General features: G+C 63.3%; 16 protein-coding genes and 3 pseudogenes. 12 read left to right on the top strand and 7 right to left on the bottom strand.

Features of this window, described 5'->3' with window-relative positions; genetic code table 11:
- A pseudogene (locus tag IE00_RS16290) lies at positions 1 to 684 on the top strand (IS3 family transposase); the annotation flags it as partial.
- 600 nt (positions 685 to 1,284) lie between these two features.
- Here IE00_RS16290 and IE00_RS20670 read toward each other — a convergent pair.
- Positions 1,285 to 1,479 (bottom strand): SDR family oxidoreductase, encoded by a 195-nt coding sequence (locus IE00_RS20670; RefSeq protein ID WP_240493947.1) that lies wholly within the window; start codon positions 1,477 to 1,479, stop codon positions 1,285 to 1,287.
- Positions 1,480 to 1,578: 99 nt separating this feature from the next.
- Between IE00_RS20670 and IE00_RS16275 the strand changes: the two are divergent.
- Positions 1,579 to 2,729: pseudogene (locus IE00_RS16275) on the top strand (IS3 family transposase).
- Between the two features lie 424 nt (positions 2,730 to 3,153).
- Here the strand turns inward: IE00_RS16275 and IE00_RS16270 are convergent.
- The 3 genes and pseudogenes from IE00_RS16270 to IE00_RS16260 form a co-directional block, all read right to left on the bottom strand.
- Positions 3,154 to 3,294 (bottom strand): annotated as a pseudogene (locus IE00_RS16270) (IS5/IS1182 family transposase); the annotation flags it as partial.
- Between the two features lie 259 nt (positions 3,295 to 3,553).
- Positions 3,554 to 4,099: a YaeQ family protein gene (locus IE00_RS16265; protein WP_072298259.1), complete on the bottom strand. Its 546-nt coding sequence runs from the start codon at positions 4,097 to 4,099 to the stop codon at positions 3,554 to 3,556.
- Positions 4,100 to 4,531: 432 nt separating this feature from the next.
- Complete coding sequence (locus IE00_RS16260) at positions 4,532 to 5,434, bottom strand: SDR family NAD(P)-dependent oxidoreductase (RefSeq protein ID WP_240493946.1); 903 nt, start codon at positions 5,432 to 5,434, stop codon at positions 4,532 to 4,534.
- Between the two features lie 22 nt (positions 5,435 to 5,456).
- On the opposite strand from IE00_RS16260, the gene IE00_RS16255 reads away from it, so the two are divergent.
- Positions 5,457 to 6,332 (top strand): AraC family transcriptional regulator, encoded by an 876-nt coding sequence (locus IE00_RS16255; RefSeq protein WP_072298249.1) that lies wholly within the window; start codon positions 5,457 to 5,459, stop codon positions 6,330 to 6,332.
- Positions 6,333 to 6,726: 394 nt separating this feature from the next.
- On the opposite strand, the gene IE00_RS16250 is transcribed toward IE00_RS16255, so the two are convergent.
- The 3 genes from IE00_RS16250 to IE00_RS16240 all read right to left on the bottom strand — a co-directional run bounded on the left by IE00_RS16250 (position 6,727) and on the right by IE00_RS16240 (position 9,136).
- A complete protein-coding gene (locus IE00_RS16250; RefSeq protein WP_072298248.1) occupies positions 6,727 to 8,013 on the bottom strand; it encodes a HAMP domain-containing histidine kinase in 1,287 nt (428 codons plus the stop codon).
- The gene (locus tag IE00_RS16245) at positions 8,006 to 8,692 is read right to left on the bottom strand and encodes a response regulator (protein ID WP_240493950.1); all 687 of its coding nucleotides are present in this window, start codon (positions 8,690 to 8,692) and stop codon (positions 8,006 to 8,008) included. The genes IE00_RS16250 and IE00_RS16245 overlap by 8 nt, the downstream gene beginning before the upstream one ends.
- A 222-nt stretch (positions 8,693 to 8,914) precedes the next feature.
- The gene (locus tag IE00_RS16240; RefSeq protein ID WP_139291499.1) at positions 8,915 to 9,136 is read right to left on the bottom strand and encodes a hypothetical protein; all 222 of its coding nucleotides are present in this window, start codon (positions 9,134 to 9,136) and stop codon (positions 8,915 to 8,917) included.
- Between the two features lie 29 nt (positions 9,137 to 9,165).
- Between IE00_RS16240 and IE00_RS16235 the strand changes: the two genes are divergently transcribed.
- The 9 genes from IE00_RS16235 (at position 9,166) to IE00_RS16195 (ending at position 20,819) form a co-directional block, all read left to right on the top strand.
- The gene (locus tag IE00_RS16235) at positions 9,166 to 9,489 is read left to right on the top strand and encodes an EF-hand domain-containing protein (RefSeq protein ID WP_072298245.1); all 324 of its coding nucleotides are present in this window, start codon (positions 9,166 to 9,168) and stop codon (positions 9,487 to 9,489) included.
- 160 nt (positions 9,490 to 9,649) lie between these two features.
- Positions 9,650 to 10,900: an efflux RND transporter periplasmic adaptor subunit gene (locus IE00_RS16230; protein WP_072298244.1), complete on the top strand. Its 1,251-nt coding sequence runs from the start codon at positions 9,650 to 9,652 to the stop codon at positions 10,898 to 10,900.
- A complete protein-coding gene (locus IE00_RS16225) occupies positions 10,897 to 12,075 on the top strand; it encodes an FtsX-like permease family protein (RefSeq protein WP_072298243.1) in 1,179 nt (392 codons plus the stop codon). The genes IE00_RS16230 and IE00_RS16225 overlap by 4 nt, the downstream gene beginning before the upstream one ends.
- 7 nt (positions 12,076 to 12,082) lie before the next feature.
- Positions 12,083 to 12,805, top strand: a complete 723-nt coding sequence (locus IE00_RS16220) for an ATP-binding cassette domain-containing protein (RefSeq protein ID WP_072298242.1) — start codon at positions 12,083 to 12,085, stop codon at positions 12,803 to 12,805.
- 2,748 nt (positions 12,806 to 15,553) lie between these two features.
- A complete protein-coding gene (locus IE00_RS16215) occupies positions 15,554 to 17,155 on the top strand; it encodes an ABC transporter substrate-binding protein (RefSeq protein WP_072298241.1) in 1,602 nt (533 codons plus the stop codon).
- Between the two features lie 72 nt (positions 17,156 to 17,227).
- Positions 17,228 to 18,235, top strand: a complete 1,008-nt coding sequence (locus IE00_RS16210) for an ABC transporter permease subunit (RefSeq protein ID WP_072298240.1) — start codon at positions 17,228 to 17,230, stop codon at positions 18,233 to 18,235.
- Positions 18,232 to 19,134: an ABC transporter permease subunit gene (locus IE00_RS16205; protein WP_072298239.1), complete on the top strand. Its 903-nt coding sequence runs from the start codon at positions 18,232 to 18,234 to the stop codon at positions 19,132 to 19,134. The genes IE00_RS16210 and IE00_RS16205 overlap by 4 nt, the downstream gene beginning before the upstream one ends.
- A 3-nt stretch (positions 19,135 to 19,137) precedes the next feature.
- Positions 19,138 to 19,977, top strand: a complete 840-nt coding sequence (locus tag IE00_RS16200; protein WP_072298238.1) for an ABC transporter ATP-binding protein — start codon at positions 19,138 to 19,140, stop codon at positions 19,975 to 19,977.
- On the top strand, positions 19,974 to 20,819 hold the full coding sequence (locus IE00_RS16195; RefSeq protein WP_072298237.1) for a dipeptide ABC transporter ATP-binding protein: 846 nt from the start codon (positions 19,974 to 19,976) through the stop codon (positions 20,817 to 20,819). The genes IE00_RS16200 and IE00_RS16195 overlap by 4 nt, the downstream gene beginning before the upstream one ends.
- Positions 20,820 to 20,853: the final 34 nt, after the last annotated feature.

The following is a 20,853-nucleotide window of genomic DNA, read 5'->3' as shown; positions in this document are numbered from 1 at the left end:
TGGCTGCCGGCGCATCACCGCGATCCTGAACCGCCAGCTGCGGTCAGAGGGCCTGGCACCGGTCAATCACAAAAGGATCTACAGGATCATGCAGTCCCACGGCCTGCTGCTGGCGCGGAGATATACGGAGCGGCCCGAGCATGTCCACGACGGCAAGGTCATCGTCATGCGCTCGAACCTCCGCTGGTGTTCGGACGGCTTCGAGTTCACCCGGCTTGGAACGGTGATATCGTCCGCGGTGCCTTCATCATCGACGCCCACGAGCGCGAAATCATCGCCCGGCGTGCGGTGGTGAATGCCGGGATCAGCGGGTCAGACATCCGCGACATCATGCTCGAGGCCGTCGAGCATCGCTTCGAGACATACCGTGCGCCTTCGGTCGTCGAGATGCTGACCGACAATGGCTCACCTTACATTGCCAAGGATACGCAGATCTTCGCCCGCCACCTTGGTCTGAAGCCTTGCTTCACCCCGGTCCGGAGCCCCCAGAGCAATGGCACGTCGGAGGCATTCGTGAAGACGCTCAAGCGCGACTACGTCCAAGTGACGCCGTTGCCAGACGCCCAAACCGTTCTCGGATTGATCGGAGGCTGGATCGAGGACTACAACGACACTCACCCGCATTCAGGGCTGAAGATGCGATCGCCCCGCGAGTTCATTGCAGCTCAAACCGAAACCGCCTGAGTGTCCGGTGAAACGGGGGCAAGACCAGCGAACAACTGCGTTCCGCCGTTCATTTGAAGCATTTCACCTCGACGGTATAGCTGAATGACTTTTGGCCTCTGGTTGAGCCCGCCTCCTCGCTGCCGACGCTGATGGTCCAAATTCGCGGCGCGGAATACCGACGTACAGCCTGCAGCGGCATGAGAGCGACAATTGACTGATAGCAAAAGGACAATTTTATTAAGATGTGGCTTCAAGGCATAGAAGTCGTATCCGATCGGTTCACGACGTAAAAAGTTCAGTTAAGGCCAAGTCCTGCCCCCGCAACCAGATCCAACAAAGACATCAACAGCTTATCAGCCTCCCGCACGGGAGGCTTTTTGCCGTTCGACCTTGTGCCAAGCCGATTATGGCTGCGAGCGCCCCTTCAAGATCCAGCGTGATGCCCTCGGGTGTAACGTGGACAGTGACAGCTCCGATCAGACCACGGATGATTCCCAAAGCCCGCGTCCGGATCTCCGGATCGCTCAAGGTATCCGCCAGTTCGGTGACCTTGAGACGGAAATACTCCGAAAGGTTCGGGTACAACCAAACCGGCGACCGGGCAGGCGCGGGAAAACGTCACGCGGTCGGCACCGTACCCCCGTCAATCACGTGTTCGGTGCCGGTGATGCTGGCGGCCCGATCCGACGCCAAAAAGGCGATCAGGTTGGCAACCTCATCAGGGCGCGTGGGACGGCCGATGGGAATGCCGCCCAGGCTGTCGATGATGATCTGCCGCGCCCCCTCAACATCGGTGCCCGCTTCGGACGACACGCGTTCGGCCAGTCGGATCGAGGCCTCGGTCTCGATCCAGCCCGGCGCCCCTAGATTTGTAGACGCTTTGCCCCCTAAGTTTGAGGCTAGGAGGCCGAGATGGGGACAAGCAATTACAGTGACGAGTTCAGGCGGGACGCGGTGCATCAGATCACGGTTCGAGGATATGCTGTTCGGGAGGTTTCCGGGCGCTTGGGCGTCAGCACGCATCCGCTCTACAAGTGGATGAAGCTTTTTGGCGATCCTGAGCCGAAGAAGCCTGGTGTGGATCAAGAGGCCGAGAACCGTCGGCTGAAGCGCGAACTGGCGCGAGTGACCGAGGAGCGCGACATCCTGAAAAAGGCGGCCGCGTACTTCGCGCAGAATGCAAAGTGAAGTACGCCTTCATGCAGGCGCATCGGGCCGAGTTCAGCGTCCGGGCCATGTGCCGGGTGCTGCGGATTCACGTCTCCGGCTTCTGCGCATGGCTTAAGGAACCGTTAAGTCGCCGTGCGCAGGACGATATGCGCCAGATGCAACTGATCCGGCAGGCCTGGTCCGACAGTGGCAAGGTCTATGGCTATCGCAAGCTGGCTGACGATCTGCGCGATCAGGGGGAGCAGGTCTCCGAGAACCGGGTCGCCCGGCTGGCCAGCCTTGCAGGCATCCTAGCCCAGGTCGGCTACAGGCGCCGTCCTGGGCGGTATGGCGGAAAGCCTGCTGTTGTCGTGTCCAACAGGCTGGACCGGCAGTTCGAGGTGGATGCGCCCGACAAACTCTGGGTGACCGACATCACCGACATCAAGACCCATGAGGGTTGGCTAGATCTGTCAGTGGTCATTGATCTGTTCTCGCGGCGCGTGGTCGGCTGGTCCGCACAGTCCCGCATGACAACCGACCTTGCGTTGCAGGCCCTGCTTGCAGCCGTCTGGCGGCGCAAACCCAAGGCCAAGGTGATGATCCATTCTGACCAGGGATCGCAGTTCACCAGCCGCGAGTGGCAGCTGTTCCTCGGCCAGCACAATCTGGAGGCCAGCATGAGCCGCCGCGGGAACTGCCATGACAATGCGGTTGCGGAAAGCTTCTTCCAGCTTCTGAAACGGGAACGTATCCGCCGCCGCACATACCAGACCCGCGAAGAAGGAAGACAGGACATCTTCGAATACATCGAGATGTTCTAAAACCCGAAGCGCAAGCATACCAACAACGGCATGCTGTCGCCCGTTGACTTCGAAGCCAGGCGGCAGAAACTGAACAAGGCAGACGTCTAGGAAACTAGGGGCACCTCACACGTCGCTTGTTGATCTCGTAGACGTCGACGTGTCCGCTCCAAGCGTTTGCGGATCTGACCGTAGAAAAGAGGCTTACATGACAACTGAAAAAAGGCCGGACCCCGAACAGCCCGCCCCCAAGCGCGAGAATGGCCAAGGCAAACATGAGGGCGTTCCTCATGCCCCGGAGGAATTCGATGTAATGAACCCCGCCAAGATGAAACGCGAACCAGCCAGCGACAAACCTTCGGAATAACCCCGAGGCTTGAGTCAGCTGCTCAGCTCTTCCGAAGGTCCCAGGGCATGGCGCGCGTCAGCGCCGCAGTCATGTTGGTCGAAGGGGCGCTGAGAAGTGTCGAAGGCGACGCATAGGTTTCGCGCGGGCCATAATATCATCTGTTTGGGCGGCATGGCTGGAGCCAGGTCATGTTGGCACATAACGGAGCGAGAGGCGGATCGAGATGATATCCATGAAGCTTTCGGCGCTCCTGGCGTAACGGGTGGCGACCCGACGAACGTTCTTCAACTTATCGAGGCGACGTTCGACGAGGTTGCGCAAGCGGTAAGCCGGAGCATTCCGGCCAATCGATCCCGCTGCATCTATGAACGGCCACTTCAGGTAAGCTGCACGGCGGCACCCAGCACGTGATAATCGTCCGAAATGTGCCGTTAGGTAAGGAAATCACCGGACGGACCATAGCTGCCCCCGGTCACGATGACTGGCGAAGCTGTGTAGCCTGCCCCAAGCGGACATCGGCGCGATGAAGTTGGCTGACCTCGCCCAAGGTGCCCTTGATCCGGCGCTAGCGATAGGTTGCGGATGGCTATGCTGCGCTCTTCCATATGTCGGGCGTGACATAGACGACCGCCTCATCGACGCTGACCATTACGTCGCCGTCCTGAATATTGACCTGAAGCTTCATCGCGCGGTTGGCCAGCTGTGCCAATGCGGCCGTGTCGGCCTCGGTGAAATTGATGATCTGCAAGTTCTCGAAGCGGGTGGTGCTGTTTTTAATCTTGTCCCACCACATGTCGGCAACCCGGCCACCATAGGGGTAAACGATGACCTTCGCGGCTTTGCTGCTGGACTGACGCATGACCTTCTCGCTTGGAAGTCCAAGCGCCACCCAGACATCGATCTCTCCGCTCAGGCTCTTCTGCCAGATGTCGGGTTCGTTGTCCGTCGACAGTCCCTTGGTCATTTCCAGATGCTCATGGGCGTTCAAGGCGAAGGCGAGAATACGGACCATCAGCCGCTCGTCAGTCTCCGAAGGATGCCTTGCCACGGTCAATTTATGGGTCTCGTAATAGTGGCGATCCATGTCAGAGATCGACAGTTCGATTTTGTATATGGTGGCATTCTGCGCCATGATCTGCCCCAAACTCCAAGGATCAGACTGCCTACTCCGTCCGGTGGTCCTTGGAAAGCAGATACAAAGCCCGCAAATAAGCAGCCGCCGGCACACCGGGTCAAAGATGGAAGACCTCACCGTCGGATTGTTCGGTGCGCAGCCCAAACCCTTCAACTGCTGTCGACCTATTGTGGACGATCGTCACGCGCCAGGTCTCGCCGTGCAGCTTCCCTGCAGCCGTAGATAGAAGCAGAAGCAAGACCGACTGGCCGGAACGTTTTGGCGTGACTTTATGAGGTTGGAGGGTTCGGCCTGCGCGGCACTGCGTCAGACACCTTCGCGGGCACGAACAGGGTCAGGCTTCAGGGCGGCCAGATTGCACGTGTCACCTACCAGTGTCGCACCTGAACGGCGTCAGCGCAAAGCCGCGCCGACGCCGAAACCGCTGATTCAAATCGCCTGTCCGCCCGAGACTTCGATCCGCTGTCCTGTGACCCATCGATTGTCCTCGGACAGCAGGCTTGCCACCATCGGGCCGATATCGTCTGACACGCCAACGCGGCCCAAGGCCGTCATTCCCGAATAGAGCGCGTTCACCTCGGCGTTGTCGCGCACGATGCCGCCGCCGAAATCCGTCTCGATGGCACCAGGTGCCACTGTGTTTACGGCGATGCCGCGGGGTCCAAGCTCTTTCGCGAGGTAGCGGGTCAGCACCTCGACCGCACCCTTGGCCGCGGCATAAGCCGAAAAGCCCTCTGCCGAAAACCTTGTCAGGCCGGTCGAGAAATTCACGATCCGTCCGCCATCGGCGAGCAATGGCAGCAAGGCCTGTGTCAGGAAATAGACGCCTTTCACGTGAACTTCGAAAAGCCCGTCGAACTGCGCCTCGGTGGTTTCCGCGAATGGCGTGAACTCGCCATGGCCGGCATTGTTCACCAGATGATCGAAGCTGTCGCGCCCCCAGACGTCATGCAGACTGCGTTGCAGAATGGTGGCGAAGGCCGGAAATCCAGACGGCTCCGACATGTCCAGCCGCATGGCTACGGCCTGTCGGCCAAGTGCTTCGATGTCTGCGACGACGTCCTCGGCCTGTGCGACATTGCTTCGATAGGCCACAATAACATCGCCACCACGACGGGCGATGGAAAGGGCCGTGTTCCGGCCAAGGCCACGGTTGGCGCCGGTGACCAATGCTATCTTGTTCATGTCCTGATCCTTGTCTTCAGCGGATGAGGAGAAGATGGGTGATTGCTGCTGACAGTTGTTGCCTGTTTCTCGGCCTCTTTTGCCTATTGCGACGAAGTTCAGGCTGGAAACTTGCGTGCCGGGCCCATTTGTTGCCTGATGCTTCAAGCCCCGCCGTCCGAGGTGATCGATGCCAAGCCTCCTTACCCTTGTTCGCCGCCACGCTGACGCCCATGCTGATCGGTTCGGCCATGCACCGACGCCGTTTCGCGGCCTGGGGGTTGTGCGGCAACTCCGTCCCGGCGAATTGCAGGTCGCGGTGCAGAAGCCTCTCATCGCGATCTGCCTTCAGGGGCGCAAACGGGTCACGATGGGCACTGTCAGCTTCGAATACGGTCCCGGCGAGGCATTGGTGATCGCCGCCGACGTGCCGACCATCAGCGAGATCACCGAGGCAAGCCCGGCAAATCCCTATTACGCGCTGGCGCTGGAGCTTGATCCTGCCCTGTTGTCCGAGCTTGCGGTCGAAGCCGATATGCAAAGAGGCGATACCGCTACGGTCCGTATCGAACCGGCCGACCCGGATGTTGCCGATGCGGCCCTGCGCCTGATGCGCCTTCTGGACCGTCCCACTGCGCAGCCGATCTTGGGCGAGGCTCTTCTGCGTGAATTGCACTATTGGTTGATGGTGGGTCGTCATGGCGCCGCGATCCGGGCGCTCGGCAGGGTCGACAGCCATGCCCATCGCATCGCTCGCGCGGTCGCCCTGATCCGCCGGGACTACGCCCATCCGCTGCGTATCGCCGACCTGGCCGCAGTGGCCGGAATGAGCGAATCCTCGTTCCACCAGCATTTCCGCGCCATCACCACTCTTTCGCCCCTGCAGTTCCAGAAGCAGTTGCGGCTTATCGAGGCGCGCCGCCTGATGCTGGTCCAAAGCGCCGCGATCAGCCATGCAGCGCACGTCGTCGGATACGAAAGCGTGCCGCAATTCACTCGAGACTACGGGCGCCTTTTCGGCTCCCCACCGGGTCGGCATATCCGGGACACCCGACTAAGCGCATGAGACGCACGGATGGGGCAGCAGATGCATCACTGCCTTATGCGGTAGTCCGCGACATTCATGCGAAATCGAGGGAAAGGGCGAGGTCGGCCCTAAGCGGCCGCTTGAAACCTGAGAGATGCCGCCGTGTAGCTGCCCACAACGGACCTTGGTGCCTGACGCAGCCAGGCCGAGCGGGCAAACTTTTCTGTCTAGGCCAAGCTGCCGTTTGCCGCCTTTGCAATAGCGCGGTCTTCGTCAGCGTTCGGATGGCGCTGCAGGGCACAGAGCGGGCTTTCTGCCGCGCGGCGTGGCGCCTGCAGCAAAAGACGAAAGCGGTCAGGCGTGAGGCCGAGCGGCCACCGCGAGCATGGTCCCGGACAGAGCCTGCTGGCGCCACAGACAGCGTCGATCGCGCTCAGGCGACGACCGCCTGGGGGAGGCGAAGGCGGGCTGTGAAGGTCTGCGCGTCCTGTTCGAAGTCCACCTTTCCCCGATGCGCCTTGGCCACCTGATCGACGATGGCCAACCCCAGACCTGTTCCCTCTCCGGCGCGTGCGGCGTTTCCGCGGGCGAAGGGGCGGATCAGTTCCCCCGCGGCCTCGGGCGAAAGGCCGATCCCTGCATCGCGAACGTCGATGGTGAGAGCCCTGTCTCTTGTCCGGACGCGGAGCGTCACCGGAGGCTTGCCGTGCCTCAGCGCATTGCTCAGCAGGTTGTCGAGCGCGCGCAGCAGGGCCGCCTCCTTCACCTCGATCACGACATCGGCCGGCGCATCGAGCATGACCGCTGCCGGCTCCGCGCAGGACTCGATGGCCTGCTGCAACAGGGACCTCAGCGGCACCGCCCGTGTCTCTTCGGCTTCGAACCCGCGCGCGAAGTCGAGGAACTGGCGTAGCATGTCTTCGATGCGCAGCACGTTGCGTTCCGCCCCGGCGACAAGTTCGGCGTCAGAGTCCCTGAGCATCGCCAGCGTCAGCCGCAGCTTGGTCAGCGGCGTGCGCAGATCGTGGCTGACTCCGGCCAGCATCAGGGCCCGGTCGGCCTCCGCCGCCTGCAGCCGCTCGGACATCCCTGTCAGCGCGCGGGACACCGCGACGATTTCCCGGGGGCCCTCGATGTCGCTGTCATAGGCATCTGACGGTTTCGACATGCGGCCCACCGCGTCCTCAAGGCGTTTCAGCGGCAGGGCAATGCGACGTTGCAGCGCGATGCCGCCAGCAAGCGCGGCAAGCAGGGCGATGCCGGACGCCACCGCGAGACCGGCGATCGGGTCGGTCGCAGGCAAGGTACGAAGCGACAGCCAGTAGGGCCGATCCGACGTGATCATGCGGACCCAGACACGGCCCTCGGCGTCGACCAGAACGTCCGACGCGGAAATCCCGTGCCGGTCAGACAACACGCGCAGGAAGCGCGTCGAGTGCCAGCTGCGCTGGAGGTTCGCGTCTTGCGGCGCGGTCTCGGCGACCAGAACATCGGGCAATTCGGTCGCGCGCAGCGCCTCGGCGAAGTCGATCTGCTGGGATGGGTCCATCTGACGGAACGACAGGTCAAGACTGCGGATCATCTGCGCCGTGTCCGCCGCCGAGCGGTCAATCTGGGGGCGCAGGACAAGGCCCGCGATCAACACCAGCGACACCAGCAGCGCGCCCAGAATGGCGGCTGCCAGAACCGCGATGTTCTGCCTGAACAGTGAATCAAGCACCGTCGGCCACCAGTACGTAGCCCACGCCCCAGATCGTCTTGATCAGCTCGGGGTCATCGGCCCGGTCGCCGATCGCGCGGCGCAGCCGCGCCACCTGCACGTCCACCGCGCGATCCGTGACCTCGGCATCGCGCCCCAATGCGCGATCGATCAACTGGGCGCGGCTGAGCGGGCGGCCGCGGCTGCGGACCAGGGCCGCGAGCAGGGCAAATTCGCGGCCGGACAGTTTGATGGCTGCGCCGCCGCGCATCACCGTCCGGGTCGAGAAATTGATCTGAAGCGATCCGACCGTGACGATATCATCCGTGGGGAACGAGCCTTGCCCCCGCGTGCGGCGCAGCACCGCCGCAAGACGGGCGACAAGTTCGCGGGGCTCGAAGGGTTTCGGCAGATAGTCGTCCGCGCCGGACTCGAGCCCGATGATGCGGTCGATCGGGTCGCCCCGCGCGGTCAGCATGATGATCGGCGTCATGTCGCCCGCCGCGCGAAGGCGTCGGCAGATTGCCAACCCATCCTCGCCCGACATCATGAGGTCAAGGACGACGGCATCCGCCGGATTGCGCGACAGCTCGCGGTCCAGCGCGGCGCCACCGTCCACCGCGCGCGTCTCGAAACCGTGTCCCGACAGGAAGCGGCGCAGCAACGCGCGCAGTTCAGGGTCGTCATCGACGACGATCACTTTGTCCAATCTGACGCTCATGCCGTTCACCCTGTCACGGTTGCGGTTCTGCGGGCAGCTCGGGGATGTTTCAGGATGTTGCAGAAGGCGCCCCGTGACATGGTTTGACACATCTTGGCAGCTTTCTGAAACACCCTTGAAATCGCGCGCCCTCAATTTCTGCGCATCGAACGGAGATGACGTGGCGCCCCGGATCGGGAAGCTCGCGCCGCACTTCGAACGTCAACTGATCCCGTTTTCCAAGGTCGGATAGATGCTCTGCACATCTCTGCTCATAGCCTGCTTTTGCCGGGCGTTGGCGCGATCCCGGCAGAGGCGCAGGTTCTTGAACTGCATCGCGGCGTTGCCATGGGCGCTGACGGCGTCGCGGCGCGGTCCCCCGGCAATCTGACCGGCATTGATGCCGCCGCTGACCTTGGTGCGGTGACCGTCACCCTCCCACACACCGTTTTGCAACCGAAAAGGAACGGCACATGAAGTCCTTCACCAAGGCGTTTCCGGCCATCGCGGTCCTTGCGGCCGTTACTGTCTCTGCCGCTCAGGCGCAGGACATGTCGGACGCGGACCGGCAGGCGTTGATCGAGAACTTCCTGCAATCCGACACCAACAACGACGGCGCGCTGTACCTGAGCGAATTCGAATTGCTGATGAAGCGCAATGCGGATGACAAACTGGGCCGTGCCTCGATGGTCGTCCGCACCGGGGCCTATGGGCAGGTCTTCAAGCGCCTTGACAAGAACGGCGACGGGGCCGTGACGCGGGACGAAATCCAGGCGCTTGCGGAGGAACGCCGCTGAGCGTCACGCGGAAGGGCGGCGCCCGACGCCGGCAATGGACCGGGCGCGCCACCATCCGTCGTGACCGTGCCGCCGCCCGCCATGAAGGGGTCAGCACCGGCATCTACCCATTCCCACCGCTGCTGCAATTCGCTTGCACGGAAGATTTGAAGGAAGCTCCATGTCCGGAGGCGACACGCCCGCAACAGATCCAACGCCGGCGGATGGCCTGCCGCTGCTCGAGACCGGCAAGGGCGCAAGGAAGTCGAAGCCGGCCCGGCGCCGCGCGCCGTCGCTCCTGCGGCTTCTGACACTCGTCTTCGTTCTCCTCCTCGGCGGTGTCCTCGGTCTCTACTTCCAAGGTCCCGCCCTGCGCGCCGTCTTCGACTGGACCCGGCTCGAACCCGGCGCCGGCGCCCGGCAGCCCATAGCCCCGCCTGTCGATCGGGTTCCCTCGTCCGAGCGCGTTGCTGCGATGGCGACGGGGGATGTCGTCGCACTGGGCCGCCTGCAACCCGATGGCGGAATCGTCTCGGTCGCGCTGCCGCAGGGGGCCGGCGACGCGCGCATCGATCGGATCATGGTCAGCGCGGGCGATATCGTCGCGAAAGGGGATGTACTGGCTGTGCTCGACAGTCTCGCGCTTTACGAATCGGCTCTGACCAGCGCCGAAAGCACGCTTGCGATCCGTCGTGCCGCGCTGGCTCAGGCCAAGCTTCAGGTCGAGGCGACAGAAGCCGAACTCGACGCCCAGATCCGGGGTGCTAAGGTGACCCTTGCCGCGGCCGAACGTGAACTGGCACGGGTGCGGAGCCTCTTCGAGCGGGGCACGACCACGCAGGCGGTCCTTGAGGATGCCGAACGGGCCGCCGACATCGCCCGCGCCGATCTTGGCCGGCTTCAGGCCTCGCTGATGCGGTATCGGCCGGGACCGGACGGCCAGCAGGTGGACATCGCGCTGGCAGCAGCCGATCTCGCGGCGGCAGAGGCCGCCGTCCGACAGGCGCGACGCGACCTCGACCGGGCCCATGTCCTGGCGCCCCAGGCTGGCACGATCATCGACGTGGCCGCCCGTGCGGGAGAACGGCCGCCGGCTGACGGGCTTTTGCGAATGGGCGACACGGCGCGGATGGAGGCCGAGCTTGAGGTTTTCCAGACGATGGTTCCACGGGTCGCCGTCGGTCAGGCGGTTTCGCTTGTCTCGGGCGTTCTTGGCGATGCCCCCCTGACGGGAACCGTCGCGCGCATCGGCACGCTGGTCGGACGGCAGAGCGTGACCGCCGACGATCCGGCGGCTAACACCGATGCGCGCGTCCTTCTTGTCACGGTGGCCCTGGACGAGGCGTCGAGCGCCCGTGCTGCCCTTTACGTCAACCTGGAGGTCGTCGCCCGGATCGCAGTCGCCGAGCCTGCGGAAGGAGCCGCGGAATGACGGCTTTCCTCACGCGTCTCCTCGGCCGGTTGCCGATCGGGTATCTCCAGCTTACCCACCACCCCGGCCGGTTGCTGGCCGCCCTGGCCGGAGTGGCCTTCGCCAACGTGCTTGTCTTCGTGCAGCTTGGTCTGGCCGGATCGATGGCCGAGTCGGTGGCCATCCCCTATCGGCTGTTTCAGCCCGACCTTCTGATCGTGTCACCCGCGGAATCCGAGTCGCTGTCCGATGCGGCGACGCTTCCGCGGCAGCGGTTGTTCCAGGCGCTGGTCCATCCGGACGTGACCGGCGGAACGCCCGTCTACATGGGCCGCGCGACCTGGATCTCGGGGTATGAGGCGTCCTCGTCGATCCAGTTCTTCGGCATCGCACCGGATGCCGGGCCGTTCTTCCACGACGCGCTGGCCGCGCCGCTGATCAGCCTGTCGCTGTCGGATACGGCGCTGGTCGACACGCTGACCCGCTTCGTCGACATGCGCAGTTTTGCCGACGCGACCCCCGAGGCGCCGGTCCCCTTCGAGATGCAGAACCGCCAGCTTGGCGCGGTCGGAACGGTGTCGATCGGCGGCGGGTTCGGCGGCGACGGCGTGTTCCTCGTCTCGGACCAGACCTTCTTCCAGCTGTTTCCGCAACGCACATCCGCCACGCCCAGCCATATCCTGCTGGCGCTTGCGCCCGGCGCCGATCCCGGGCGGGTCGCCGCCGAACTGACGCAACTTTACCCGCCGGACACGGTCCGCATCCGTTCCGTCACCGACGCGATGGAGCAGGAGGTGCGCTATCAGATGACCGAACGTCCGACCGGCCTGATCTTCGCCTTTGGCGTGGTCATCGGGATGGTCGTGGGGATCGTGATCGCCTACCAGGTGCTATTGGCCGATGTCGCCGATCACCTTCGCGAATACGCGACCTTCAAGGCCATGGGGTTCCGCCAAGGCTTCTTTCTGGGCATCATCTTGGAGGAGGCGATCATCCTTGCCGCCATCGGCTTCTGGCCCGGGCTGGTATTTTCTGAACTGTTATACCAGACGCTGGCGTACCTCACCAACATCCCGATCTTCATGACGGCGGAGCGCGCCATCGCGGTCTTCATCGGCACGATCCTCGCCTGTGCCCTGTCCGGCGTGCTGGCCATGCGCAAGCTTGCCGCGGCCGAGCCGGCCGACCTGTTCTGAGGCCCCGATGACGGACGCAGCCATCTCGGTCAGGGGTCTCGACCACTTCTTCGGCGCAGGCGACGCCCGCAAGCAGGCCCTGTTCGACATCAATCTCGACGTCGCCCGCGGATCGCTGACGGTCCTCATGGGGCCGTCGGGTTCGGGAAAGACCACGCTCCTGACGCTCATGGGCTGTCTGCGCGAGCTGCATTCGGGCGTCGTCCGCCTGCTGGATCAGGACCTGTTCGACGCGGACGAGACCACGCGGATCGACATGCGCCGGCGCCTTGGGTTCATCTTCCAGGCCCACAACCTGCATGACAGCCTGACGGCCCGGCAAAACGTGGTGATGGGCCTTCAGGTTCACGGCCGGGGCGATCCGGCGAGGCATATCCAAGCCGCGGATCACCTTCTGGATCTTGTGGGATTGGGCCACCGGCTGGACTACCTTCCCGGCAACCTGTCGGGCGGGCAGAAACAACGCGTGGCCATCGCACGGGCGCTGGTGTCGAACCCCGACATCATCTTCGCCGACGAACCGACCGCAGCGCTTGACAAGGTCAGCGGCATGGCAGCGGTGCGCCTGTTCAAGGACCTTGGCCGCGTCCGCGGCACCACGACGGTGATGGTCACCCACGACCCGCGCATCCTGGATCTGGCGGACCGCGTGGTGACCCTGGAAGATGGCAGGATCGTCGAGGATCGTGCGGGCCTGTCGCATCGAGGCGGGATCACCAAGTCCCCGTGACGGCCCCGGCGCGCAGCCAACCTGAGATTTCATCAGGCCGTTTGTGTCGGATCGCCCGCTTTTCGGTCAGCGTCTGACCTGCTGCCGAACTTTCCCGAACTGTGCTTGCCTGCGGGTCATTTCAGCCCCGATCAACGACGTGTGCCGTCAAAGCATGGCTGCGAAAGCGACGAATGACTGCTTCGGAAATGCCGCAGGACAGCATAATGCGGTTCTGGAAGACCGTTTTGGTCCAAACCGCTCACACTGCACCTGCATTCGCCACGGCCACTGCAAATGTCGCGGACGGGCTTGGCATCGACGTGGCGTGATGCAGAACAAGCTCGATCTTGGTCCGCACCGAATGTCGGCCTCCGCCATTGGTGCGTGTTCAGACCGTCACCGCAGAAAAGTCCGCTCTTCGGCCAAAGTTGGCTTACGTCACTGATGCTGCGCACAAGTGCTGTCCGTCGATCGTCTGGGACATTTCACCTCTGCGGACAGTTCGCTGACTTTCGGTTTTGATTAAGCCCCCGCATCTGCACTGCCGACGCTGCTGGTTCGAATTTGCTGCGCGGAGCACTGACCTACAGTCTGCAGGGCCAGAGAGCGATGCTTGACTGATAGCCACTGACAGAGACGGGACAATATCGATACGATGTGGCGTCAAGGCATGAAATTCGTATCCGATCGGTTCATTATGCAAAGGTTCGGTCAAGGCTAAGTCCTGCCCCCGCAAACAGAAAACACCCTCATAACAATGCCCCATGCCCAGCCTCACCGCGGGGCTTTCGTATGCCGGAAAAACAGTTCAACCAAATGACCGCAGCACAGGCGGGAACTGAGCAGTTTGGCCATGGCAACGGGGTCAACCCGCGGTGCCGTGGAAGGCGAAATCGTGGAATGACCGCACCCCGGTCGTCGGTCCGAACGCTGTCGGGGCGGCGAATTTCGGTCACGGCTGCCGACGGCCCGCAAGTGGCAAGGATGACCTCCGCCGAGGATTGCTGGCGGCCTTGTCGGAGATGCAGGTCTGCTTTTGGTAGAAGAGGCCAACCTGCTGAACGGGGTCTGTCGTCGTACTCATGGCACATGGCAGCGGACAATCTGCGTACGTTCGTGAAGGCCGCGACGACACCATACGAGTCCCGAGCCGAGTGCATGTCGTAGGATTTTCGATTGATCGGCACGCTCGGTTGCCCTGGTCCACAGGTCTGCCCGGCTTTATGTAAAGATGGCGGTCGGCGCACGCGTCGCGCCCATGATAAGCAGAACTGCCTCGGTCGCGACTTTGCGGGCAAAGTCAGCCGGTATGGTCCTATCGTTCCGGTGCGGCCAAATCGGCCGGCTGGTGCAGGCGACGGTCCACCGCTTTCTAAGATCCACCCTGAATGCGGGATTGCTGTCGCCGTCGCTGTAGCCTCGGTTTCCCGGCAGCGAGGTGACACTAGAACCAAAGGCCGCGACGCTTTAGGCACAGTCGACGAATATACCACCTTGGGTCGATGTCACCGACGTCACCTGGATCCGCCGCAAATACACGCGGCGGAAGTTCTCGCGAAAGGTCGCCTGCTGCTTTGGTTTCGCCCCCTACACTGGATGGGGCGGCATCGGGCGCGAGAGGCAACCGAGCCGGAAGGCCGAGAGCTGGTGGCGCGAGCAGGCACTTGAGCCGAAGGTGCCGGAGGCTGTCGATGAGGCGATCATCATCGTGGACGGGTGGGGCAGGCCGACCGAGTTCGCGGCCCGCTTTACCGAACTTACCGCCCAGAGGTTTGCCCCAGGCCTTGCAGGCGTCCCTGTTGATGCGCCGCATGCCCCGTCATCCCCGCGACCAGGGGCTGGTCAGACGCGCTTCAGCGTCGCAGACCGGTGACGCAGTATGGGCCTATCCAGTCTTGTTCGGCGCTAAATCTGCCGCCCGAGGTCGGGTATGATCGCTCTGACCCCGAACAAGCTCGCGGCAGTTTTCGGGAGCGGTCAGGCTTATAGCGACTAGATGAACAGGCTTTGGCAGACCGATCCCAACGTGCTTATGGACGGCGGTCGGGAGTATTGTGCGATCGACGACCAACCCGCAGACGGAGGATGGCGCTTCATCGTCAACCGGCGATGCCGTTCCAGATTGACGAAGCCGGGGGCTCTTCGCAGAGACTGCAGAGTGGGGGGACCATCCGCGCCCTGTCACCGAGATCCGCGACAACAGGTCCGAACCGTATATTTCGTCCCGCGGGACCCCGCGGTCTGGAATATGTGCACAGGGACGGCGCCACATCGTCATGGCCTGCTTCTGCTACTTCGTAGCGCCGACACAACTGCATTCTCGCGGGCGCGCGACAGGGCGCCAACGCGGCGGAGGGCCCGTTCATCGGGTTCGTCATCCTGCGGGGCAGGGAGGGCTGCCCGAATGAAAGCCGCCATGCCGGGCTGCACAATCCGCCGAGCGCGGTGATCATGGGCTTCACCGCTTCGCCGGAGGCAGGGTTAGCCTCGCAGCGGATGAGGCACCAGGCAGCAGCGGACCTGAACTGACCGCGAAAACAAACTTTAGGCATCTCGGCCTCAGTCGAATATCTTCGCGCATAAGGGTCAATAAAGTTGACCTTACGTCGCCTGTTGCAGATCATGCAGAAAATATTCCAGACATTTGCGTAAATGATGGAACGCGGTTCCGGCAGGTTGCATGCCTAAGGAATGACCATCATGAAACCGGCGAGAAAAGTCGGGCATGAAGACCAAGGTTCAACAGAGACTGGAAGGATATTCCGAATGACATATCTCTCGCGTGGCATGATCGCGGTTTCAGCGCTGGCGCTGATGACCGTGGCGGCGCAGGCCAAGACGTTCGTTTACTGTTCCGAGGCGTCGCCCGAGGGTTTCGACCCGGCGCCCTATACCGCCGGCAGCACCTTCGACGCCTCGGCGCATCCGATCTATAACCGCCTGACCGAGTTCAAGAAGGGCACGACCGAGGTCGAGCCTGGCCTGGCCGAAAGCTGGGAAGTGTCCGAGGACGGTACCGAATACACCTTCAAATTGCGCCAGGGCGTCAAGTGGCACTCGAACGAGGTTTTCACGCCCACCCGCGATTTCAACGCCGATGACGTCATCTTCTCCTATGAGCGTCAGGCGAATGCCGATCACCCCTGGCACCAGTACATCCCCGGCGTGACCTATGAATACTACACCTCGATGGCGATGCCGTCGTTGGTCAAGTCGATCGAGAAGGTCGACGACTATACCGTCAAGTTCACCCTGAACCAGCCCGAGGCCCCGTTCCTGGCCAATATCGCGATGCCCTTCGCATCGATCGTGTCCAAGGAATATGCCGACAAGCTGGAGGCCGACGGCCGTCAGGAAGACCTGAACAACATGCCCATCGGCACTGGTCCCTTCACCTTCCTGGCCTATCAGAAGGATGCCGTGATCCGGTACCAGAAGAACGCCGATTACTGGGGCACCGCACCCAAGATCGACGACCTGATCTTTGCGATCACCCCCGACAGCGCCGTGCGCCTGCAAAAGCTGAAGGCCGGCGAATGCCAGCTGATGCCCTATCCCGCGCCCGCCGACATCGAGTCGATCCGCGCCGATGACAGCCTGAAGCTGGACGAACAGCCCGGCCTGAACGTTGGCTATCTGGCCTATAACACCACCGTCGCGCCCTTCGACAATCCCAAGGTCCGCAAGGCGCTGAACATGGCCATCAACAAGCAGGCCATCGTGGATGCCGTCTTCCAGGGTGCCGCCGAACCGGCCAAGAACCCGATCCCGCCGACCATGTGGTCCTATAACGACGCGATCCAGGACGATCCCTACGATCCCGAAGCCGCCAAGGCGATGCTGGAGGAAGAGGGCGTGACGGACCTGTCCATGAACATCTGGGCCATGCCCGTCCAGCGTCCCTACATGCCCAACGCGCGCCGCACGGCGGAACTGATGCAGGAAGACCTGTCCAAGGTCGGCGTCAGCGCGCAGATCGTGTCCTATGAATGGGGCGAATACCTGTCCAAGTCGATGGAGCCGGGCCGCGACGGTGCCGTGCTGCTGGGCTGGACGGGCGACAACGGTGACCCGGACAACTTCCTGTCGGTGCTGCTGTCCTGCGATTCCGCGGGCGATGGCGGTGCGAACCGTGCCTTCTGGTGCAACGAGGAATTCTCGGGGCTGCTGAAGGACGCCAAGGTCACTGCCGACCAGGACGAGCGGACCGCGCTTTACGAAAAGGCGCAGGAGGTCTTCAAGGATCAGGCACCTTGGTTCACCATCGCGCATTCGACGCAATACGTGCCGATGTCCAGCAAGGTCTCGGGCTTCGTCATGAGCCCGCTTGGCGACTACACCTTCGAGACGGTCGACCTGGCCGAATAATCAGCCCGATCGCAACTCTGCAACCGGACGCGCGGGGCCATGCCCCGCGCTTTCCCAAAGGTATAAGGGCAAATGGTCCGTTTCATCCTCTCAAAACTGTTGTTCCTGATCCCGACCTTCCTGGGCATCACGATCATCGCGTTCGGCTTCGTGCGCATCCTGCCCGGTGATCCGGTGCTGCTGATGGCCGGCGAACGCGGCGTCACCCCCGAACGGCATGCCGAACTCAGCGCGCAGCTGGGCTTTGACCGTCCGCTGGTGATGCAATACCTGGAATTCCTGAACCGGCTGTTCCATGGCGACCTGGGCAATTCGCTGGTCACCAAGAAGCCCGTCCTGACCGAGTTTCTGGCCCTGTTCCCGGCAACGGTCGAACTGGCCCTGTTCGCCATCATCCTGGCCACGGTGATCGGCGTTCCGGTCGGCGTGCTGGCCGCGATCAAGCGCGGCAGCTGGTTCGACCAAGTGTCGATGACCGCAGCGCTGGTCGGCTTTTCGATGCCCATCTTCTGGTGGGGTCTGCTGCTGATCATCTTCTTTTCCGGCATCCTGGGCTGGACGCCTGTGTCCGGTCGCATCGACCTGCTGTATTATTTCCCCGACGCCACCGGTTTCATGCTGATCGACAGCCTGCTGTCGGGGCAGAAGGGTGCCTTCGCATCCGCCGTCAGCCACCTGATCCTGCCATCCGTCGTGCTGGCCACGATCCCCCTGGCCGTCATCGCGCGTCAGACCCGTTCGGCGATGCTTGAGGTGATGGGCGAGGATTACGTCCGCACCGCCCGCGCCAAGGGCATGCCGCAGCGCCGCGTCATCGGCGTGCACGCGCTGCGCAACGCGATGATCCCGGTCGTCACCACCATCGGCCTGCAGATCGGCGTGCTGATGGCCGGCGCCATCCTGACCGAGACGATCTTTTCCTGGCCGGGCATCGGCAAATGGATGATCGACAGCATCTCGCGCCGCGATTACCCGGTGGTCCAGTCGGGCCTGCTGCTGATCGCGGGCATGGTCATGGTGGTCAACCTGCTGGTCGACCTGACCTATGGCCTCATCAACCCCAGGATCCGTGCATCATGAGCGATACGACCGTCAAACTTTCCGACGCCGCCATCCGCCGCAGGATGCTGGCCGAATTCTGGTTCTATTTCAGCCAGAACCGTGGGGCCGTCGCGGGCCTTGTGGTCTTTTCACTGCTGGTGGTGGTGGCGATCTTCGCGCCGCTTCTGGCCCCCCATGGCGCGGCCACGCAATATCGCGACGCGCTGCTGCTGCCCCCCGTCTGGCAGGAGGGCGGCGACAGCCGCTTTCTGCTGGGCACCGACGCGGTCGGGCGCGACATGCTGTCCCGCCTGATCTATGGCGCGCAATATTCGCTGTTCATCGGCGTCGTGGTCGTCTCGATCGCGCTGGTCGGGGGCATCATCATCGGGCTGATCGCGGGCTTCTTCCGGGGCTGGGTCGATGCGATCATCATGCGTGTCATGGACCTGATCCTGGCCTTCCCGTCGCTGCTGCTGGCGCTGGTGCTGGTGGCGGTCCTGGGGCCGGGGCTGACCAATGCGATGATCGCCATCGCCATCGTCTATCAGCCGCATTTCGCCCGCCTGACCCGCGCCGCCGTCATGGGCGAGATGGAGCGGGAATATGTCACCGCCGCCCGCGTGGCCGGTGCCGGCAACATGCGCCTGATGTTCAAGACCATCCTGCCCAACTGCCTGGCGCCGCTGATCGTCCAGGCCACGCTGTCGTTTTCCTCGGCGGTGCTGGATTCCGCGGCCCTTGGCTTTCTGGGGATGGGGGCGCAGCCGCCCACGCCCGAATGGGGCACCATGCTGGCCGAGGCACGCGAGTTCATCCTGCGCGCCTGGTGGGTGGTGACCTTCCCCGGCCTTGCGATCCTGATCTCGGTTCTGGCCATCAACCTGATGGGGGACGGTCTGCGCGACGCCCTTGATCCCAAATTGAAGCGGAGCTGACGAATGGCCATTCTGAACATCCGCAACCTGACCGTCACCTTCGCGACCGCCACCGGCAGCTTCACGGCCGTCAACGGCATCGACGTCCATGTCGACCGGCACGAGGTTCTGGCGATCGTGGGCGAATCCGGGTCGGGCAAATCGGTCTCGATGCTGGCGGTGATGGGGCTTCTGCCCGACACCGCCACCGTCACCGCCGACGAAATGACCTATGACGGGCGCGACCTGCTGACGATGTCGCCCGCCGAACGGCGCAAGCTGATCGGGCGGGAAATCACCATGATCTTCCAGGAACCCGTCGCATCCTTGAACCCGTCCTTCACGGTCGGTTTCCAGATCGAGGAGGTCCTGCGCATCAATCTGGGCCTGTCGGGGCGCGCCGCCCATGACCGCGCGGTCGAATTGTTCACCTCGGTGGGCATCCCCGACCCCGAGGCCAAGCTGAAGGCCTATCCCCACCAGATGTCGGGCGGGCAGTGCCAGCGCGTCATGATCGCCATCGCCATCGCCTCGGAGCCCCGCCTGCTGATCGCGGACGAACCGACGACGGCGCTGGACGTGACGATCCAGAAGCAGATCCTGGACCTGCTGATGGCGCTGCAGGAGGATTACGGCATGGCCCTGATCCTGATCACCCATGACATGGGTGTCGTGGCCGAAACCGCCGACCGGGTCGTGGTGCAGTACAAGGGCCGCAAGATGGAGGAGGCCGACGTTCTGTCCCTGTTCGAGGCCCCCCAGAGCCCCTATACAAGGGCGCTGCTGTCGGCCCTGCCGGAACACGCGACGGGCGACCGCCTGCCGACCGTGTCCGACTTTTTCCAAGAGGAGCCCGTGCGATGACCCCCGTAGTCGAAGGCCGTGCCATCACCCGCGATTACCACGCGGCGGGCGGCATGTTTTCCAAGGGCAGCACGGTGCGCGCCCTGAAGGGCATCGACTTTCAGGTGCAGAAGGGCAAGACGCTGGCCATCGTGGGCGAAAGCGGTTCGGGGAAATCCACCCTGGCCCGCATCATCGCGCTGATCGATCCGCCCAGTTCCGGAGAGATCCTGATCGAGGGCAAGCCCGTCGACATCGCGGCCCGCCGCCCGGGCCCCGAGATGCGGTCCAAGGTGCAGATGGTGTTCCAGAACCCCTATGGCAGCCTGAACCCCCGCCAGAAGGTCGGCGACGTGCTGATGGAACCGTTGATCATCAACACCAAGGTCCCCGCCGCCGAACGCCGCGAAAGGGCGCAGGCGATGCTGGCCAAGGTCGGGCTGCAGCCCGAGCATTTCAACCGCTATCCGCACATGTTCTCGGGCGGGCAGCGGCAGCGGATCGCCATCGCGCGGGCGCTGATGCTGAACCCGTCGCTGCTGGTGCTGGACGAACCGGTTTCGGCCTTGGATTTGTCGGTGCAGGCGCAGGTGCTGAACCTGCTGGCCGATCTGCAGGATGAACTGGGCCTGACCTATGTCTTCGTCAGCCATGATCTGTCGGTGGTGCGCTATATCGCCGATGACGTGATGGTCATTTCCAAGGGCGAGGCCGTCGAACAGGGCAGCCGCGAGGCGCTGTTCGCCAATCCGCGCCACCCTTATACGCAGCAGCTGTTCGCCGCGACCCCGGCGACCGACCTGGAGGCGATCCGCGCCCGCGTCGAACGCCGCAAGGCCGCGCGCATGGCGGCAGGGGCGTGACCTGATTGTCGCCGCCCTTCGGGGCGGCGGCGGT

Origin of the sequence: Paracoccus sp. SM22M-07 (genome assembly GCF_001887735.1) — a bacterium.
Taxonomy (GTDB): domain Bacteria; phylum Pseudomonadota; class Alphaproteobacteria; order Rhodobacterales; family Rhodobacteraceae; genus Paracoccus.
This window is presented reverse-complemented; position numbering and strand designations above follow the sequence as displayed.

Coding starts and splice junctions, on each gene's coding strand:
- IE00_RS16215 (WP_072298241.1), top strand. CDS start 15,554: ATGACATATCTCTCGCGTGGCATGATCGCGGTTTCAGCGCTGGCGCTG.
- IE00_RS16220 (WP_072298242.1), top strand. CDS start 12,083: ATGACGGACGCAGCCATCTCGGTCAGGGGTCTCGACCACTTCTTCGGC.
- IE00_RS16265 (WP_072298259.1), bottom strand. CDS start 4,099: ATGGCGCAGAATGCCACCATATACAAAATCGAACTGTCGATCTCTGAC.
- IE00_RS16255 (WP_072298249.1), top strand. CDS start 5,457: ATGCCAAGCCTCCTTACCCTTGTTCGCCGCCACGCTGACGCCCATGCT.
- IE00_RS16230 (WP_072298244.1), top strand. CDS start 9,650: ATGTCCGGAGGCGACACGCCCGCAACAGATCCAACGCCGGCGGATGGC.
- IE00_RS16235 (WP_072298245.1), top strand. CDS start 9,166: ATGAAGTCCTTCACCAAGGCGTTTCCGGCCATCGCGGTCCTTGCGGCC.
- IE00_RS16195 (WP_072298237.1), top strand. CDS start 19,974: ATGACCCCCGTAGTCGAAGGCCGTGCCATCACCCGCGATTACCACGCG.
- IE00_RS16200 (WP_072298238.1), top strand. CDS start 19,138: ATGGCCATTCTGAACATCCGCAACCTGACCGTCACCTTCGCGACCGCC.
- IE00_RS16210 (WP_072298240.1), top strand. CDS start 17,228: ATGGTCCGTTTCATCCTCTCAAAACTGTTGTTCCTGATCCCGACCTTC.
- IE00_RS16225 (WP_072298243.1), top strand. CDS start 10,897: ATGACGGCTTTCCTCACGCGTCTCCTCGGCCGGTTGCCGATCGGGTAT.
- IE00_RS16205 (WP_072298239.1), top strand. CDS start 18,232: ATGAGCGATACGACCGTCAAACTTTCCGACGCCGCCATCCGCCGCAGG.